This is a genomic window from Paenibacillus sp. J31TS4, from assembly GCF_018403265.1.
Classification (GTDB): Bacteria; Bacillota; Bacilli; order Paenibacillales; family NBRC-103111; genus J31TS4.
The window spans coordinates 324,561-342,432 of record NZ_BOSI01000004.1 but is presented as its reverse complement, the minus strand read 5'-3'; the positions used below and the strand labels follow the sequence as shown (position 1 = coordinate 342,432).

The following is a 17,872-nucleotide window of genomic DNA, read 5'->3' as shown; positions in this document are numbered from 1 at the left end:
AAACCCCTTCTTTCCGCCGGCGGGCGGAGAGAAGGGGTTTTTGGTTTGTCCGCGTAAGCGGAAAGGAATTCGCGAAAGAGGGTTAGAGCAGTCCCGGTTCCGTCAATACTGGGAGGAGAGCAACAATTCTCTTAGGGAGGTGGAGACGATGGTGAGAGGCCTGATAGGGCTGGCGAAGCTGCTGGCCGGAACCATCCTGATAAGCGGGCTGACGCTCTACTTTACGTGGACGGTCGTCCATACGTATGCCGACAAGCTGCTGGGACAGTTTGGAGTGGAAACAGGCGGATTGAAGCTGACCGACCTGATGACCAGTATGTCCGACGACGTAAGCAGGCTGACGGGAGGCAAAGGAGCGGACGGGCGAACAGGAGAAGCCGCTGGAAGCGCAGCGCCTGGAAGCGGCACTGCGGGAGCAGGAGGAGCGAGCCCTTCGCCCACACCGGGGCCGGATGCGCAGGCCGTATTCGGGCAGAGCGGAAGCTCGCTCGGCGGAGCGCAGGCTGGCACGGGCGGGCAGACAGGGGGCGCGCTGGGCGCGGGAGCCGGGATCGCCGGGAACCAGGCGGGCGGCGTGGTGCTGTCGCCGGAGGAGCTGCAAAAGAAAAAGGGGCAGCTGAGCGAGGCGGACAAGGTGAAGATCTTTTCGCTGCTGACAAGCCTGCCGTCGGACGATTTGCAGAAGCTGTCGCGGATCGTGGAGGACGGAGTGACGGAACAGGAAATGACAGAAATCAAGCAATTGGTCGAATCGAGACTGAAACCGAACGATTATAACCAGCTCATGACGATTCTCTCGAAGTATTGAATTTCCCCGGCAAGGGCCGCTGGAAGCCGCATTTTCCCATGGGGGCGATCGCGTTGGAGGTTGATCGATCGCAAAGTCCTGTGGTAAAGTGGTAAGGAACTTGTCGCAAAACCGGCTGAGCGCATGGCGGGTTTTGAAGCTTTTTGAGAGCGGCAAAGGCCAGTGGACGGCACCGGTAACATACGGAAGCCGAAGGTTGTCCTTGCTGGGGAAACTAACTTAAGAGGAGAAAATCATGACAGTATCCAAGATGAAAAATTGGATCCGAAAGAGCGCGGGGGCCGTGAAAACCGCCTGCTCCACGATCCGATTCCAAAGCTTGACTGGCAGGATCCGTGCCATCTTGAGCAAAACCAAACCGCAACAGACTCAAACGCCACAGGTTGAGGAACCGCAAACCTCTTACATAGCTAACCCTGCAACGCAGGAACCGGACTATCAGCTGCCTGTCGGCTGGATGTCCCGGCTGAAGGAGCACCGCTATTCCGTTGCCAAGGGCCTCGGAGCGTTCGGACTCGTGGCCGCAATTACGATCGGCGGCAACCAGTTCGTCCAGAGCAACACGCTCGAGCTGTACGATGTGTATGTAGACGGCGAGAAGGTCGGAACGGTCAACGACCCGCAGGTGGTCGAAGACTTCAAGCTCGCCAAGTACAAGGAGCTCGATCAGGAGCACCCGAACGTTCATATGGTGCTCAATACGGACGACGTCACGCTGTCCCGCGAACGGGAATTCAAGAAAACCTACGACAACGAGGGGGCGCTCGCGCAGCTCGACAAGAAGCTGGTGGCACAGCCGGTAGGCGTGGAGCTGGTCGTGGACGGCAAGGCTGTCGGGATCCTCAAGGATAAGGATACGGCAGAGAAAATTCTTGACCAGATCAAGAGCAAGTACACAGGCGGCAAGGATGCGAACAAGGTCAGCGTCCTGTCGGCCAATGCGAATAACGAGAAGACCGAAGTCGAGCAGGCGGACTTCGTGCAGAAAGTCGAAATGAAGCCGGTGAAGCTGGTCACGGAGAAAGAAGTAGTGGATCCGCAGAAAATGGCGGAGACGCTGCAGACCGGCGATGTGACGCCGACCGAATATACAGTGCAGAAGGGCGACTGCGTCTCCTGCATCGCCACGAAGTACAATATCTCGAAGCAGGTCATCTATGCGAACAATCCGTGGATTATCGACGATCAGATCAAGGAAGGGCAGAAGCTGAACCTGACGGTGCTGCAGCCGAAGCTGAGCGTCAAGACGGTCGAGAAGGTGACCGAGCAGCAAGAGGTCCATTACGCTACCGAGGTCATCAAGGATGACAAGATGAAGGTAGGCGAAGTACAAACTATTACCCCAGGCAAGAACGGGTTGAAACAGGTTACGTTCAATGTAACCAAAGTAAATGGTCTCATGATGGATGAACAGCTCGTCGATGAGAAGATTCTCGTGGAGCCGGTAGCGGCCGTCGAGAAGAAGGGCACGAAGGTCGTGCTCGGCGAAGGGTCCGGCAAGTTCGCCTGGCCGGTCGTTGGAGCCACGCTGACAAGCGGGTTCGGTACAAGATGGGGCAAGCTCCATAAAGGAATCGATTTGTCGTCCGGCAACAAGAACATTCTCGCGGCTGACAACGGTACGGTCGTAGCGGCCGGGTACAAGAGCGATTACGGCAATTATGTTATCCTTAATCATAAGAACGGCTACGAGACGCTGTACGGCCATATGAGCCAGATTTACGTCAAGACCGGCCAAGTGCTTGAGAAGGGCGAGAAGCTGGGCTATATGGGCAGCACAGGCGATTCTACGGGCGTGCATCTTCATTTCGAAGTGATAAAGAACGGGTCGGTTGACAACCCGCTGAAATATTTGAATAAGTAACACTGAGTATGACCCGGTGTTACCGAGAAGGCGCGGCCCAGGCTGCGCCTTTTGCATGCGATCTAAGCCGCCCGGCGGGGGCAGCTCAAAAAGAGGATGGAGCAGTTGGCTCCATCCTCTTTTTGCTTGCCAAGCCGCGAACCGCAGCGCTAGGCTACAGACCGGGGGCGCTATATTTGGCGCGGTATTGGCCCGGCGTCATATCCTCGTGCTTGCGGAACGAGCGGATAAAATTTTGCGGGTTCGTGTACCGCAGCCGGGACGCGATGTCCTTGACCGGCAGATCGGTCTCGGTGAGCCATTTGCGGGCCATCTGGAACCGGTACATGGACAGATACTCGCTGAACGTCATATCCGTCTCTCGCTTGAACACGTTGCTCAGGTAAAAGGCATTGTAGTGCAGCCGGGACGCGCATTCCTCGAGCGTCAGGTCGGTATCGAATTCCTTTTGGATCATGTCGATCATCTGCTCGGACAAATTATGGTACTGGGAATCCCGCCTGTCTCGAAACACCTGCAGCATCGGCGCGAGAATGCGTCCGCGGAACCAGGCCTCGATCTCCTGGCTGACATACAGCTGCAGCAGCTCCTCGTGGACCGAGCGGCCTTGGGGATCGGTTGCTTCGAGCTGGATGCCGGACTCCTGCATGACGATCATCAAGTCGTTCAGGAGGCGGATGAGCGAGATCTGGTCGTCCTGCGGCGACCTCTCCTTGCCGAGCACCTCGTCGAGCCACTGCTTCAGCAGGGCATGCGCCCGCTCCTCGTCCGCGAGCTTGATCGAATCGATCAGCTCGTTCTGCAGATGCTTCGGATACGAAAAAATGAGCGTATGCTTCCCTGCGTTCAGGTTGGCGTAGGGGACGATGATCCCCTTGCCGAGCTTGAGACGCTGCATGAGCGCCTCCTGGCCCTCCCGATACGCCCGCCTCGCGTGGCGGGGAGAGGTGAACGGCAGGCTGATGCCGATGCTGACGTCGAGGTCGAGGAACAGCCGAACGTTCTTCTGAATCAGCTCGGTCAGCTGGTACAGGTGGCTGTCGAACGCCTCCTCGTCCATCCCTGAGAAGCCGACGAGCGTCGCCTGCGTCCGGTCCACGACGACCGGCGTCAGCCGGCTCTGCGGTGGAATGCACTCCTCCACAATGTTATTGACCGCGAACATGAGCAGCTCGTAATCGCTCGCCCCGTATTTGGTGTCCTCGATCGAATCGATCTCAAGCGTAAGCACTGCTAGGCGCCCCCAGTTTTGGATCTGTTCGAGATAGCCGTACTGCTCGAGACGATCCTCGATCTCGTGCTTCGGCACCTTGCCGGAGAACAGATTGATCAGGAAGAAGACGCTCACCTGCTGCGTATGCCGCTCCAGCTCGCTTTTTAGGCTGGAATTGGAGGCAAACAGGTTCTGGATAAAGTCCTCGATCATCTGAAACTCGCTTCGGTGCTTGCTTCCACGTGCAGCGTCGCGGACGGGAAGGCTGTCGGTAATCGCCTTGACGATGCCCTGCACCGGCGTATACATCCGCCTGCTGCCGAGCACGACGAAGCCGAGCGAGACGGCGATAATGGCGAGGCAAGTGTAAAGGGTGAACCAGCCGATCGGCCGGGAGGCTTTCTTGAGCTCGCCGAGCTCGGTGAACGAGACATACGTCCACTTGGTGAATTCCGAGCGGGAATACGTAACGGAATAGGAGGCGGATTTCGCCTCGGACGTGAATTGCCCCTGGTGCTCGGTAATTCGCTCCAAGTCCGTCTCCTTCATGTAACCGGTTTCCAAAACCGATTTGCCGATGAGGTCCTCGTTCGGATGGGCCACAATCCGGTAATTCTCATCGAGGATCATCACGTGGCGGGTATCCGTCTCCTCGCCCATCATCTTGGCGAGGCTGCAGACGGGTATATGCGCAAAGACGAGCGCGCGCTTATCCGAGCCGTTCAGCGGAAGCTTTTTGACCAGGACGATCGTGTTGGAGCAGGTATAGCTCTGGGTGTCTCTCGAGCCGAGCTCGCCGTTCTTGTGCAGAATCCAGTTGGAGTTGTAGGGGAGGCTGAAGAAGCTGAGCAGGTGGTCCTTCTCCGGGAACTGGTCCAGGCCATAAAGCCCGCGGTTGTTGATGACCCAGCTCTCGCTTGCGTTCACCAGCAGCACGTCCGTCACCTTCATGTCGAGCGATTGGAGGTGGCCGAACTCCCGGCGGAGATCGTTGTACAGCTGAAAATCCATGTACGTCATGCTGCGGTACAGCACATCCTGCATAACGGACGAGTCGGAGATCCGGTTCAGGGAATAATCAAGCGTTTTCAAAACTTGTTCGATATTGCCGTTCATCTGATTCATAATGGGAATGTCGCTCTGCTCAGCCTGCGCCTCGATCGTCGACGACAGCTTCAGGTACGAGAACAGACCGAGCGCGAGCACGGGAACGATACAGAGAATGCAACCGTATAAGACCAACTTGGCAAACAAGCTCTTCAGAACGGATCACCTTCTATCTGTCGGATACGGGGCAAGCAAGTATGGCAACCCTCATTGTACCTAACGCGGCGCGGCAGGAACAATAATCATTTTCAGAGCGATAATCATTATATCAGATTGTCAGGGACGCACCTATGATTATGCAAGCGATTACAAGGCGGGGCACAGATCGAATCCAAGGATTATAGACGTTATGGACGGCGGCTCGTATGCTGGTGTCATGACAGAGCGTGTCATCCTACTCCTCGTCCAGTCCCACTCCATCAATCTACCGAAATACCGGGAGGTCGTTCAATTATGTGGAAGAAAAACGGAGCTTTGCTCATGACAGCGGCACTGTCCGTCACGGCGATAGCCGGCTGCGGGTCATCCAGCAAGGAAGCGCAGGGGAGCGGAGGCGCGCAGACGCCGGCCGGGCCGACGAAGATTACCATTATGGCGAACCTGCACACGGCGGAGGTACCCTCGGACCTTATTGAAAAGAAGGTGGAGGAAGCGACGAATACCCAGCTCGAGATCAACTGGGTGCCGGACGGCAGCTACGAGGAGAAGATGAACGCGTCGCTCGCGACAGGAACGCTCCCCCAAGTCGTCTATCTGAAGAACCAATCGTCGCTCATTCTGTTCAAGGACGCGATTCGCAACAACCAGTTCTGGGAGATCGGGCCGCTGCTCAAGGACTATCCGAACCTGAAAAACCTGAACCAGACGATTCTGAACAATACAGCGGTCGACGGCAAGTATTATGCGCTCTACCAGGAGACACCGCTGTCCCGCCAAGGCGTCATCTACCGCAAGGATTGGGCCGATGCGCTCGGCATCGAGCCGCCCAAGACGACGGAAGACCTGTACAAAATGATGAAAGCCTTTACAGAGAACGACCCCGACAAGAACGGAAAAAAGGATACGATCGGGCTCACCGACCGCAACGACCTGATCTATGGCGCCTTCAAGACGCTCGCCTCCTACTTCGGCACGCCGAACAGCTGGGGAGAGAAGGACGGCAAGCTGGCTCCGGACTTCACGTTCCCGAATTACGTGGAAACGATGAAGTACGTGCAGCGGCTGCATAAGGAAGGCATCATCAACCAGGACTTCCCGGTGACGAGCAAGACGGACCAGCAGAACCTGTTCATTACCGGCAAGGCGGGCGTCTACATCGGGTCGATGGCCGACGTCATCAGCCTGTGGCAGAAGATCAATCCGGTCAACAAAAACGCGAAGCTCGACGTCGTGAACCGGATCACCGGCCCGCAGGGCACGACCGGCATCTGGTCAATCCCCGGCTACGGAACGGCGATGCTGTTCCCCAAATCGGCGGTCAAGACCGAGAAGGACCTGCGCGCAATCCTCACCTTCTACGACAAGCTGATGAGCCCGGAGCTGACGAACCTCATTTACTTCGGCGTCGAAGGGACCCACTACAAGCTGCAGGACGGCAAAGCCGCCGTCGTCGACGACATCAAGCTGACCGACCGCGACGTGAAGCCGTACCAGGTGCTGATGGTGGGCGGGCAGAGCACGAACGGCATGCTCAAGCCCTACTTCTCCTACGATACCAAGGCAAAGGCCGAGGAGCTCATCCTCGACAACAACAAGGTGCTGATCAACGACCCGACCGCGCCGCTCGATTCCAAGACGTACACCGAGAAGGGCGTGCGGCTGCAGGATATCATCAAGGACGCCACCTACAATTTCATCATCGGCAAGATCGACGAAGCCGGCTTCCAGAAGGAAGTCGACCGGTGGAAGAAAGAAGGCGGCGACAAAATCATCGAAGAGTACAACGCGGCGTACACCAAAGCGAAATCCGAAGCGAAGAAGTAAGCCGGTACGCCGGCGTGATCGCGGGGCCGCTCGTTCCAGGCGGCCTCTCGTGCTTTCCATCCAGGAAAGGAGGATCCCCCTATGGGCCAATCCGCAGTAACCAGCAAAGTCAGCATCGGCGGATCAAAGCCGAAATCGGCTCTCCTGCGCCGTCTCGTCAAGAACCGGGCGCTCTATCTCATGATTCTGCCGGGCCTGTTCTTCTTTCTCATCTTCAAGTACATTCCGATGTTCGGGCTCGTCATCGCCTTTCAAGACTACAAGCCGTATCTGGGCGTGCTGAACAGCCCTTGGGTCGGCCTGGACAACTTCCGGCGCCTGTTCGAGGAGCCGATGTTCTTCCGCATCCTCAGCAACACGCTCATTCTGTTCGGAATGAACCTTGTCTTCTACTTCCCGGTTCCCATCCTGCTCGCCCTCATGCTGAACGAGGTGCGGCGCAATGGGTTCAAGCGGGTCGTGCAGACGCTCATCTACATCCCGCACTTCATGTCGTGGGTCATCATCGTCTCGATTACGTTCGTCATGCTGTCGGTCGACCGGGGGATCGTGAACGAGATGCTGGCGGCGATGGGCCTCGCCAAAGTCAATTTCCTGCTCAACGCGGACTGGTTCCGCCCCATGTACATTCTGCAGATCATCTGGCGCGAAGCGGGCTGGGGCACGATCATCTACCTGGCGGCGATGGCCGCCATCGACCCGCAGCTGTATGAAGCGGCCCGAATGGACGGAGCCTCCCGGTTCCGCCAGATGTGGCACATTACGCTGCCGTCGATCCGCGGCGTCATCGTCATGCTGCTGATCCTCAAGATCGGCGACGTGCTGGAGCTCGGCTTCGAGCAGGTCTATCTCCTCCTGAACTCGGCGAACCGGGAGGTGGCGGAGATCTTCGACACCTACGTCTACACGGCCGGTCTGAAGCAGGGCCAATACAGCTTTAGCACCGCGGTCGGCTTCTTCAAGTCCATTGTCGGCCTCATTCTGGTCATGGCGGCGAACTGGCTCGCCAAGAAAGCCGGCGAGGAAGGCATCTACTAATCTCTATTCCGCGAGAGAAAGGAGCACGGCGCCATGACCCAAGACAAAACGTTCGGCAGCCGGCTGTTCGATATCGTCAACTACACGCTGCTCGGGCTCATCGCCCTCATTATGATTCTGCCGTTCCTGCACGTGGTGGCCGGATCGTTCACCACCGCCCAGGAGCTCGCCCAGAAGCAGTTCGTGCTGTTTCCGACCGTCTTTTCGCTCGACGCTTATCGCTACATCTTCTCGACGTCGACCATCTTCCGCTCGCTCGGCGTCTCGATCGGAGTCACCCTGTTCGGCACGCTCCTCAGCCTGTTCCTGACCGCGCTCATGGCCTACGGCCTGTCCCGCCGCGATCTCGACGGCCGGCGTGTCATCATGTTCCTTGTCGTCTTCACGATGCTGTTCCAGGGAGGGCTCATCCCGACATTCATCGTCGTCAAAAGCATGGGCCTCATTGACTCGCTGCTTGCCCTCATCATTCCGAGCGCCATTAGCGCGTTCAACCTGATCATCATGCGGAATTTCTTCATGAATCTGCCGGACGGGCTCGAGGAATCGGCCAAAATCGACGGGGCGGGCGACTGGGGAATCCTGTTCCGGATCGTCATCCCGCTCTCGATGCCCGTCATCGCGACGATCTCGCTGTTCTACGCAGTAACGTACTGGAATACGTACCTGCCGGCGATTCTCTACCTGAACGACAACGCCAAATGGCCGATCCAGATTTTGCTGCGCCAGATCGTCGTGCTCGCGAGCGGCCTGAGCGCGGACACGTCCGGCTTCGACGAGTCGTTCGTCGCGCCGCCGGAGCAGACGATCAAGATGGCGGTCATCGTCGTCGCGACGATCCCGGTGCTGCTCGTGTATCCGTTCCTGCAAAAGCATTTTGCCAAGGGAGCGCTGCTCGGCTCGATCAAAGGCTAGGTAGAGGGAGAGAGCGGGAAGGGCGAATGTGCTGAGCAAATGAATGCAAGATCACAAGCCGAATGGCTGCCATAAGGTCCGGTGCCCATGGATAACGCGCACGGACGGTGTTCGCCGGAAGGCGAGCCCGATGAACGAGAGAAGGACGAGAGAAACGAAACGAAAGGGGTTTTTACTGCCATGACGACGATGAATCCGGCTCTGAACCGCATCGAGGCAAAGCCGCTCGATTGGGCCCGCACCGCTTGTGACGCGCTGATCACCACATTCGCGCCGACCGAGCTGCCTCCCGCGGGCCGGTGGCATTACCACCAGGGGGTGTTTCTGGAGAGCATGCTCCGTGTCTGGAAGATGACCGGGGAGGAGAAGTACCTGCTGTATCCGAAGGCGTACGTGGACGCTCTCGTTGACGAGCACGGCAACCTCCTCTTTCACCGCGACGAGCTCGATTCGATCATGGCCGGCATGCTGCTGTTTCCGCTGGAGCGTCAGTTCGGGGAGCCGCACTACCGGATCGCGGCCGAGAAGCTGCGCCAGCTGTTCCGGACGCTCAACCGGACGTCGGAGGGCGGGTTCTGGCACAAGGACAAATACCCGTATCAGATGTGGTTAGACGGCCTCTACATGGGCGGGGTTTTCGCGCTGCTCTATGCGGAGCGTTATAGGGAGCCGGAGCTGATCGACTTGGTGCTGCAACAGTGGCGGCTGATGCGGACGCATATGACCGACGAGGCGACCGGCCTCTTGTACCACGCCTGGGACGAGGCGCGCCGGATGCCGTGGGCCGACCCGGTGACCGGGTGCTCGCCCGAGTTCTGGGGGCGCTCGCTCGGCTGGTACGGGATGGCGCTGGGCGACTTCCTGGACGTCCTGCCCGCGGGGCATCCGGCACGGGAAGAGCTCGGTGCCGAGCTCGGCCGGTTCGCGCAGGCGCTGCTGCCGTTCCAGGATGCGGCGACCGGGCTTTGGTACCAGGTCGTAGACAAAGGCGGCCGGACGGACAACTGGCTGGAGACCTCCTGCACTAGCCTGTTCCTCTACACGCTCGCCAAGGCGGTGAAGCATGGGGTCGCTCCCGATCCGGACGGGTTCCGGCAGGCGGCAGAGAAGGGCTTTGCGGGGCTGTCCGCCCGCATGGCATTCGACGCAGACGGACGGTTCGTCATGCCGGGCATCTGCATCGGCACGTCGGCGGGGGATTACGAGAATTACGTGACGCGCCCGGTCAGCGAGAACGATCTGCACGGCGTCGGCGCCTTCGTGCTCGCCTGCGTCGAGATGGAGAGCCTACGGGATGGCCGTGATGTGGCAGCCGGATGAGTACCTCCAGCGGCTCTACGCGAGCCTGCAGGCCGGGCGGGAGCGGCAGCGGGCCGAGGAAGCGGTGGTGCCGCCGGAGACGCGGCAGGCGCGGCGGAGAGCCTGGCTCAAGGCCGCGCTAGGCCCCTGGCCGGGAGAGCCGGGGGCGGAGGAGAAGCCCCCGCTCGCTCCGGAGGTGCTGGAGCTCGAGGAGACGGGCGAGCTGGTCCGTGAGCGGATCGCGTACACGACGGCGGAAGGGCTGCGCGTGCCCGCCTACGTGCTGATCCCGAAGCGTCCGCACGGCGCCGGTCCGCTCCCGGCTGTGCTCGCGCTGCACGGCCATGGCTCCGGCAGCCGGCAGATCGCCGGGCTGCGGGCGGACGGCTCGCCCGCCGAAGAGAGCGGCGCGGGCGAGGGCACGGGCCCGTTCGCGCTGGAGCTGTGCCGGCGGGGCTTCATGGTGCTGGCCCCGGAGATTGCCGGGTTCGGCGACCGGCGGCTCGCCTGGGACGGGGAGCAGAACCCGGACGCGCCGAACTCGTGCTTTCCGCTCGCCGCCGCTCTGCTTCTCGCCGGACGGACGCTCGCCGGCCTGCGGACGTACGAGGCGATCCGGGCGGTCGACGTACTGGCCGCGCGGGAGGAAGCGGACGCCGGGCGAATCGGGTGCGTCGGCTTCTCCGGCGGCGGAATGATCGCCTCGCTCACCGCTGCTTTCGACGAGCGGATCCGGGCGACCGTGCTGTGCGGCTACGGCGGCACCTACCGGGACAGCATTCTGGCGCGGCGGCACTGCCTCGACAACTACGTGCCGGGCATCCTGCCGGACGCCGAGCTGCCCGAGCTGCTGGGGCTGATCGCGCCGCGTGCGCTCTATCTCGAGGCCGGTCAGCGGGACCATCTCTTCCCGGAGGCGGCCGTGAGACGGGCGCACCGCTATCTCGTCAGCCTGTACGAGGAGCTGGGCGCGCCGACGGTCCCCGGCTTCGACCTGTTCGATGGCGGCCACGAGGTGAGCGGCCGGCAGTCGTTCGGCTGGTTGGCCGCCCAGCTGGCTGCAGAGCCGCCAGCGGCTTCGCCTGACGGGACGGAGGCGGGCGCAGCGGCGGAGGAGGTGGGGGCCTGAGAAAGTTCCACGTGGAAACGAAGGCAGCGGCCTTAGGGGGCCACGAGGTGAGCGGCCGGCAGTCGTTTCGGCAGGCTGATCGCCCAGCTGGCCGCGGAGCCGCGAGGGAGCAGTGCGGGAGCTAGAGGCAATGCGAGCCCGCTCGGCTGGCGAGGCCCGGCGCGGGAGCGCAGGGTGTGGTTCGTCGAGCACGCCAGCGCGGACCGAACGCCTGTCCCGCAGGGCGCGTGCCGGGTCGGCAGGGCTGCGTCCAGCCATCAGCCGCTCCGTTCGCACACGCCCCAAGCGTGCAGCGTCCTCTGACGCCGAGCAACCTGTTATTACCCGCACAACGCGATGAACGGCCAAGCTGCCGGCTGCCTGCCGGAGCTTGGTCGTTTTTGCATTCGCGGACAGCGCCGCCTCTATGCCGCCTCATGCACCCCAGTCGCCCCGCCATCCAGATCCCGGAAAGAATGGGAGAACGGCGGGGCGTCCGGCTTTTTATAAGGAGGGCGGTTTGGTACAATAGAAGCAGAGCCGGATAGCTATCACGCTCCGGCGGCAGAGACGGAAGATAGGCGGTGAAGCGTATATGTTCGGGAAGATTCTGGTTGTCGACGACGAACAGCCGATTGCGGATATATTGAAGTTCAATCTGGAAAAGGAAGGCTACGAGGTCGTGTGCGCCTACGATGGCGGAACGGCGGTCGACCTGGCGCTGAAGGAGTCGTTCGACCTCATACTGCTCGACCTCATGCTGCCCGTGAAGGATGGCATGGACGTATGCCGCGAGGTGCGGGCCAAGAAGAACACGCCGATCATCATGCTGACGGCCAAGGATACGGAGCTCGACAAGGTGCTCGGCCTCGAGATGGGCGCGGACGACTACGTCACCAAGCCGTTCGGCACCCGCGAGCTGCTCGCCCGCGTCAAGGCGCATCTGCGCCGCCAGAAGAAGGCCGAGACGGAGCAAAAGAGCGCCGCAGTCTCGGCCGAGACGCCGTCGCGAGGACTTCGCATCCACGAGCTGCTGTTCGACAGCGACATGTACATCGTCTACAAGAACAGCGTGCCGCTCGACCTGACCCATCGGGAGTTCGAGCTGCTCCACTATATGGCCAAAAACGCCGGCAAGGTGATGACGCGCGAGCACCTGCTGCAGGCGGTATGGGGCTACGACTATTACGGCGACGTCCGCACGGTGGACGTGACGATCCGGCGGCTGCGCGAGAAGATCGAGGATGAGCCGTCGCGGCCCGAATACATCACGACCCGGCGCGGTCTCGGCTATGTCATGCGCAATCCGCTGACGGGAAGAGCCGGATGAAGGGAATCCGCATCTTTCAATCCATCCAGATGAAGCTGATCATCATCTATGTGCTGCTCATTCTGTTCGCGATGCAGCTCATCGGGATTTATTTTATCAAGGCGATGGAGACGTGGTCGGTGACCAACTTCTCGGAGACGCTGACGAGCTACTCCATCCTCATCGCGGGCAACGTCGAGCCGACGCTGACCGAGGTGCAGGAGGGCCGGAGCGCTTCGGGCGACGGCACCAAGCCGTATGCGGAGCTGAACAACGACCTGAACAACCTGTCCAAGGTGAGCAACGCGGACATTCAGGTCATCGACCCGAACGGGTTCGTCGTCGCGGCCTCGCAGCAGGACGGGCAGTCGGTCATCGGCCAGAAGAACACGCAGCAGGTCGTGACGCGCGCGCTCCAGAACATCAAGGACAAGGAAAACGAGCTTATTATGATGGACAAGGACGGCAACCGCAAAAAGATTCTCGCCCGTCCCGTCAATTCGAACGGGAAGGTAGTCGGGGCCGTTTACCTGTCTGCTTCTATGGAAGAAATTTACAAAACCACCAACCGGATCAACCAGATTTTCCTGACCGGGACGGTCATCGCGCTCGCGCTGACCGCGGTGCTCGGAGTCATTCTGTCGGGCACGATAACGAGCCCGATCAAGGAGATCACCGAGCAGGTCACCTCCGTCGCGAGGGGCGATTACGATAGGCAGGTCAAGGTGCTCGCCAAGGATGAGATCGGCCAGCTGAGCCAGGCGTTCAACGACATGACCAACCGCCTCAAGGAGGCGCTGTCGGCGAACGAGGAGGAGAAGGAGAAGCTGGCCTCGGTCCTGGCGAACATGAGCGACGGCGTCATCGCCTCGGATGAGAACGACCGGGTCATCCTCATCAACCGGCGCGCCCGGCAGATGCTTCAACTGGAGGAGACAGACAGCGGCAAGGAGGCGGACCTGTTCGCCCTCCTCGGTCTCTCTCGGGAAGGGACGCGGAGAGACGCCGACGAGGAGCTGACCAAGCTGATCGAGATCCACCCGCACGGCTCCGAGGAGGGGCGCAAGGTGCGGGTGACGTTCACGCCTATTCACCGGCGGGAGATCGGCACGACCGGCACCATCGTCGTCCTGCAGGACGTTACCGAGCAGGAGGAGCTCGAGCAGTCGCGGCGCGAGTTCGTGGCGAACGTCTCGCACGAGCTGCGGACGCCGCTGACGACGATCAAGAGCTACCTCGAGGCGCTCGAGGACGGCGCGCTCGACGATCCGCAGGTCGCCCGCCGGTTCGTCGGCGTAACGCACAACGAAGCGGAGCGGATGATCCGCCTCGTCAGCGACCTGCTGCACCTGTCGCGCCTCGACTCCAAGCAGGCGAGCCTCAAGGCCGAGGAGGTCGACGTCGAGGAGATGCTCGAGGAAGTGGCGGACCGGTTCTCGTTCCAGCTCCAGCAGCGGAGCATCGCGATCGGCATCCGGATCGGGGCCGGCGTCGAGCCGATTCTGCTCGACCGCGACAAGATCGACCAGGTGCTCGACAATCTGATCTCCAATGCGATCAAATACACGGGTGACGGCGGAGAGATCGAGATTTCCGCCGAACACAGCCAGCCGGACTGGCTCGAGATCGCCATTCAGGATACCGGAATCGGGATTCCGAAGAAAGATTTGTCGCGCATTTTCGAGCGGTTTTACCGTGTCGACAAGGCAAGATCGCGCAATATGGGCGGCACCGGCCTAGGCCTGTCTATTGCCCGGGAAATCGTTAAAGCCCACGGCGGCACGATCGATATCGAGTCCGAATACAACGAAGGCACCAAGGTGACCTTCCGTCTGCCCTACAGGAAAGGGGGTGCCGTCGAGACATGAAGGAGAGGATCAAGAGCATCACGTTGATGGTTCTGGTCGGCGTCAGTCTGCTGCAGAGCTACCTGCTCGCGTACGGCACCCCTAATTTTGACTTGATTCCCCAGACGGAATATGTCGAAACGGAGCTGAACGGCTCCAAGGCGGACATGCGCAACGTGATCTTTCCGGAGCAGATCGTGACGCATCTCGGAAACAAGCGGCACACCGTCTTTCCGATCGACAACCAATTCTACAGCATGGTATCCAGCGATCTGATGCGGGACCGCTCGCTCGACCAGCTGCGCAAGCTGAACGGCGTGCAGACCGGCGTCAGCTGGGACATCCTCCGCGACGAGCGGCCGGGCATCGAGATCCGGTTCCGCCAGGGCGTGCCGCTGAACGTGCTGCAGACGATCATGCCGATCAAAGGCGACCTGTCGGGCTATACCGACACGATTACGCGCATTCTGTACTACGTCAAGGACACGCGCGACGAGGTCAAGGTTTATCTATTCACCGACTCTCCGCTCGTCGTCTACGAGGCGGGGAAGACGGATATTACGGTGCGCCAGCTCGAGCAGTACGTCGGCTTCGGCGAGCATTTGCCGAGCTACCATTACCATGCGGCCAGCGGCTCCTACTTGCCGAATGCACCGATCTCTATGGTCCGGCTCAAGATGCCGTTCACGCTGTTCACGCAGGAGCAGCTCAAGCGGAGCCTGTTCCCCGACCCTTCGCTGACCAAATTTCTGTTCGAGAAGGAAGGGTCGCAGTATTACACCGACAGCAAGCGGATTCTGCAGATGAAGAACGGTCAGAGGTGGTTCCTGTACACCGATCCGATCGCGCCCCCGGCGGACAACCAGACGGATATTAAGGGCAATCTGCAGAATGCCGTCAATTTCATTAACCAGCACGGCGGCTGGAACAGCGGCTACCTGCTGAGCGGCATCACTCCCCAGGAGACCGAGGGGCAGCAGACGCTGCTGTTCCGCCAATATATCCAGAACTATCCCGTCCTCCCCGCCAAGCCGGACACGTTCGGTCTGATCAAGGTCGTTATGGAGAACGGAGCGGTCGCCACGTACGAGCGCTCGACGATCAACCCGGACGTGCAGGCGGCGCAGCGGACGGAAGCGCAGCTGCCGGGAGGAGACGCGCTGGACGCCCTGCTCGCGGGCGTGACCAAGCCGATCGATTCGGTCTATCCGGCCTACCAGGCGGTCGTGACGGAGCAAACGGTGGAGCTCGTTCCGCGCTGGGCGGTGGAGCTGCTAGACGGCTCGGTGGAATTTTTGCCCGCCGGGAAATAACGCCGGCCGGTGCGGCTGGAGAAGAAGGAGGTGGCCCATGGACTGGGGAAAAGCCAAGTCGATTCTCATTCTGTCGTTCCTGTTCCTTAATCTGCTGCTCGGCTACCAGCTGTGGACCACCTACTACGAGCAGACGCACGCGGAGACGGATACGACGCTCATCGTGGAGGAGACGAACAAGCTGCTGAGCGAGAAGCGGATCCAGCTGCAGGCAGACGTGCCCAAGGATATGCCCAAGCTGCGCAGCTTCACCGTCCGCTTCCTCGGCGAGCAGCAGGAGGACGTCGTGCCGCTGTCGCCGCCGGTCAAGCTGGCGAACGTGCTGAGCCGCAATTTTGCCAAGGAGCTGGCGGCCAAAACGCCGGTCAAAAACGCAAGCGATTATGCGCTCGACAACGTCCGGACGCAGGACGGCGTCTATGTGTTCAACCAGGTGATCGACAAGGTGCCGATGTTCGATGTGAACCTGATTCTTTACGAGAAAAAAGGGGAATTCGTAGGTTACAAACAGGCGTATGTTGAAGTACAATCAGGAGGAGAACAGAAGGAACAAAAGGAGCAGAAGGTCATCTCGGCGTATACGGCGATCCGCAGTCTGGCGGAGACGTATCTGGAGGAAGGGTCGGTCATCAAGGACGTCCGGCTCGGCTACCACGGGCAGAGCTTCGATTCCGAGACGCGGTATATGCTGCCGTTCTGGCGCATCACGCCGGCCGAGGGGACGCCGTTCTACGTGCAGGCGTACATCGGCGAGGTGGAATCGGTCCAGCTGCCGCCGGAGCCGTAACGCGGCCGGGTTCTAAATGTTCGGACTTCTAGATGGAGCAAGACGAGTATAAAGTATATAGCCGGATTTCCCGCGGAGGAGAACAGCTCGGCAGCTTGTTTTCCGGGTAGGGAATGCCGGTCGGCATAGAACAGATAGAAGAAGTAGACGGTTGACACGTTGGGAGAGCAGACACCGGGGGACAGACAACGAAGAATAAAGGAGTTAGACCAATGGGGTTACGGTTTACGATCTTGGCCAGCGGCTCGACGGGCAATGCGATGGTCGTCTCGGACGGAGAGACCAACCTGCTCGTGGATGCGGGACTGAGCGCCAAGAAGCTGGAGCAGTTGATGGGAGAACGGGGAGTGTCGGGGGCCGATCTGGACGGCGTGCTCGTCACGCACGAGCATTCCGACCATATCAAAGGACTCGGGGCGCTCGCGCGCAAGTACGACCTTCCCGTCTATGCCAACGAGAAGACGTGGGAAGCGCTGGATAAGCAGATCGGCGCCATCGCGGAAGAGAAGAAGATCCTGATGGATACAGGCAGCCAGCTCGAGTTCGGCGGCCTGCAGGTCGAGTCGTACTCGATCTCGCACGACGCGGCGGATCCGGTCGGCTACTGTTTTTACGAGGGGGGCAAGAAGCTGAGCCTCGCCACGGATCTCGGGTATATGAGCAGCAAGGTAAAGGAGCAGATTGAGGACTCCGACGTGCTCATTCTCGAGTCGAATCACGATGTGGAGATGCTGCGGATGGGACGTTATCCGTGGAACATCAAGCGGCGCATTCTGAGCGACATCGGGCACTTGTCCAACGAAGCGGCAGGAGACGCGCTGTGCGAGGTGCTGAGCGGGCGGACGGAGCGCGTCTACCTGGCGCATCTGAGCCAGAACCACAACATGCTGGAGCTTGCGCAGATGACAGTCGGGGACATTCTCTCGCAGAACGGCATTCACAAGGAAGAGCGGAATCTCGACATCCGGGACACCTACCACGACCGGTCTACCGAGTGGGATAGGTTGGACCGGGAATAAACGGCGAGGCGGCACGCTGGTCGCCGGCGTCGAGCTCGGCGGCTTTGGCGGCGATTTCCTGGCGGCTGATCAGGTTCTTCTCCTGCAGCAGCTCGAGGACGGCGCTCAGCACGACGGTATTGCGGTAATGCTGCTCCTTGAGGTCGGCGATCTTGCCGATCAGATCCAGCTCGCGGATGGGGTGCGGCATAGGCGATTCTCCTTTTCTAGCAATCTATCCTCTGAATAACCAGGGATACTCTTAGTGTAGGCGGACAAGTGG

General features: G+C 60.3%; 14 protein-coding genes. 12 read left to right on the top strand and 2 right to left on the bottom strand.

Annotated elements, in window-relative coordinates; all coding sequences use genetic code 11:
• Nucleotides 1–148 precede the first annotated feature (148 nt).
• Nucleotides 149–808: a hypothetical protein gene (locus KJS47_RS18955; protein WP_213526634.1), complete on the top strand. Its 660-nt coding sequence runs from the start codon at nt 149–151 to the stop codon at nt 806–808.
• A gap of 235 nt (nt 809–1,043) precedes the next feature.
• The gene (locus KJS47_RS18950; RefSeq protein ID WP_213526633.1) at nt 1,044–2,672 is read left to right on the top strand and encodes a peptidoglycan DD-metalloendopeptidase family protein; all 1,629 of its coding nucleotides are present in this window, start codon (nt 1,044–1,046) and stop codon (nt 2,670–2,672) included.
• A gap of 154 nt (nt 2,673–2,826) precedes the next feature.
• Here the strand turns inward: KJS47_RS18950 and KJS47_RS18945 are convergent, their stop codons facing one another.
• Complete coding sequence (locus tag KJS47_RS18945; protein ID WP_213526632.1) at nt 2,827–5,127, bottom strand: helix-turn-helix domain-containing protein; 2,301 nt, start codon at nt 5,125–5,127, stop codon at nt 2,827–2,829.
• Nucleotides 5,128–5,445: 318 nt separating this feature from the next.
• Here KJS47_RS18945 and KJS47_RS18940 point away from each other — a divergent pair, with 318 nt between their 5' ends.
• The 10 genes from KJS47_RS18940 to KJS47_RS18895 all read left to right on the top strand — a co-directional run bounded on the left by KJS47_RS18940 (nt 5,446) and on the right by KJS47_RS18895 (nt 17,610).
• Nucleotides 5,446–6,975 (top strand): extracellular solute-binding protein, encoded by a 1,530-nt coding sequence (locus tag KJS47_RS18940; RefSeq protein ID WP_213526631.1) that lies wholly within the window; start codon nt 5,446–5,448, stop codon nt 6,973–6,975.
• Between the two features lie 81 nt (nt 6,976–7,056).
• A complete protein-coding gene (locus KJS47_RS18935; protein ID WP_213526630.1) occupies nt 7,057–8,013 on the top strand; it encodes an ABC transporter permease in 957 nt (318 codons plus the stop codon).
• Nucleotides 8,014–8,046: 33 nt separating this feature from the next.
• The gene (locus tag KJS47_RS18930; protein ID WP_213526629.1) at nt 8,047–8,928 is read left to right on the top strand and encodes a carbohydrate ABC transporter permease; all 882 of its coding nucleotides are present in this window, start codon (nt 8,047–8,049) and stop codon (nt 8,926–8,928) included.
• Nucleotides 8,929–9,108: 180 nt separating this feature from the next.
• Nucleotides 9,109–10,248, top strand: a complete 1,140-nt coding sequence (locus tag KJS47_RS18925) for a glycoside hydrolase family 88/105 protein (protein WP_213526628.1) — start codon at nt 9,109–9,111, stop codon at nt 10,246–10,248.
• Nucleotides 10,223–11,356 carry a dienelactone hydrolase family protein gene (locus KJS47_RS18920; protein WP_249716536.1) on the top strand — a complete coding sequence of 378 codons (1,134 nt, stop codon included), beginning with the start codon at nt 10,223–10,225 and terminating at the stop codon, nt 11,354–11,356. The genes KJS47_RS18925 and KJS47_RS18920 overlap by 26 nt, the downstream gene beginning before the upstream one ends.
• 574 nt (nt 11,357–11,930) lie before the next feature.
• Nucleotides 11,931–12,665, top strand: a complete 735-nt coding sequence (yycF, locus tag KJS47_RS18915) for a response regulator YycF (protein ID WP_213526627.1) — start codon at nt 11,931–11,933, stop codon at nt 12,663–12,665.
• Nucleotides 12,662–14,512, top strand: coding sequence for a cell wall metabolism sensor histidine kinase WalK (gene walK / locus KJS47_RS18910; RefSeq protein WP_213526626.1), 1,851 nt, complete (start codon nt 12,662–12,664; stop codon nt 14,510–14,512). Before yycF ends, walK begins: the two co-directional genes overlap by 4 nt.
• Nucleotides 14,509–15,804 (top strand): YycH family regulatory protein, encoded by a 1,296-nt coding sequence (locus KJS47_RS18905; RefSeq protein ID WP_213526625.1) that lies wholly within the window; start codon nt 14,509–14,511, stop codon nt 15,802–15,804. The genes walK and KJS47_RS18905 overlap by 4 nt, the downstream gene beginning before the upstream one ends.
• A 37-nt stretch (nt 15,805–15,841) precedes the next feature.
• A complete protein-coding gene (yycI, locus tag KJS47_RS18900; protein ID WP_213526624.1) occupies nt 15,842–16,591 on the top strand; it encodes a two-component system regulatory protein YycI in 750 nt (249 codons plus the stop codon).
• Between the two features lie 212 nt (nt 16,592–16,803).
• Complete coding sequence (locus tag KJS47_RS18895) at nt 16,804–17,610, top strand: MBL fold metallo-hydrolase (protein WP_213526623.1); 807 nt, start codon at nt 16,804–16,806, stop codon at nt 17,608–17,610.
• Here KJS47_RS18895 and KJS47_RS18890 read toward each other — a convergent pair.
• On the bottom strand, nt 17,579–17,800 hold the full coding sequence (locus KJS47_RS18890; protein WP_213526622.1) for a hypothetical protein: 222 nt from the start codon (nt 17,798–17,800) through the stop codon (nt 17,579–17,581). The two genes, KJS47_RS18895 and KJS47_RS18890, sit on opposite strands and share 32 nt — an antisense overlap.
• Between the last annotated feature and the right edge of the window lie 72 nt (nt 17,801–17,872).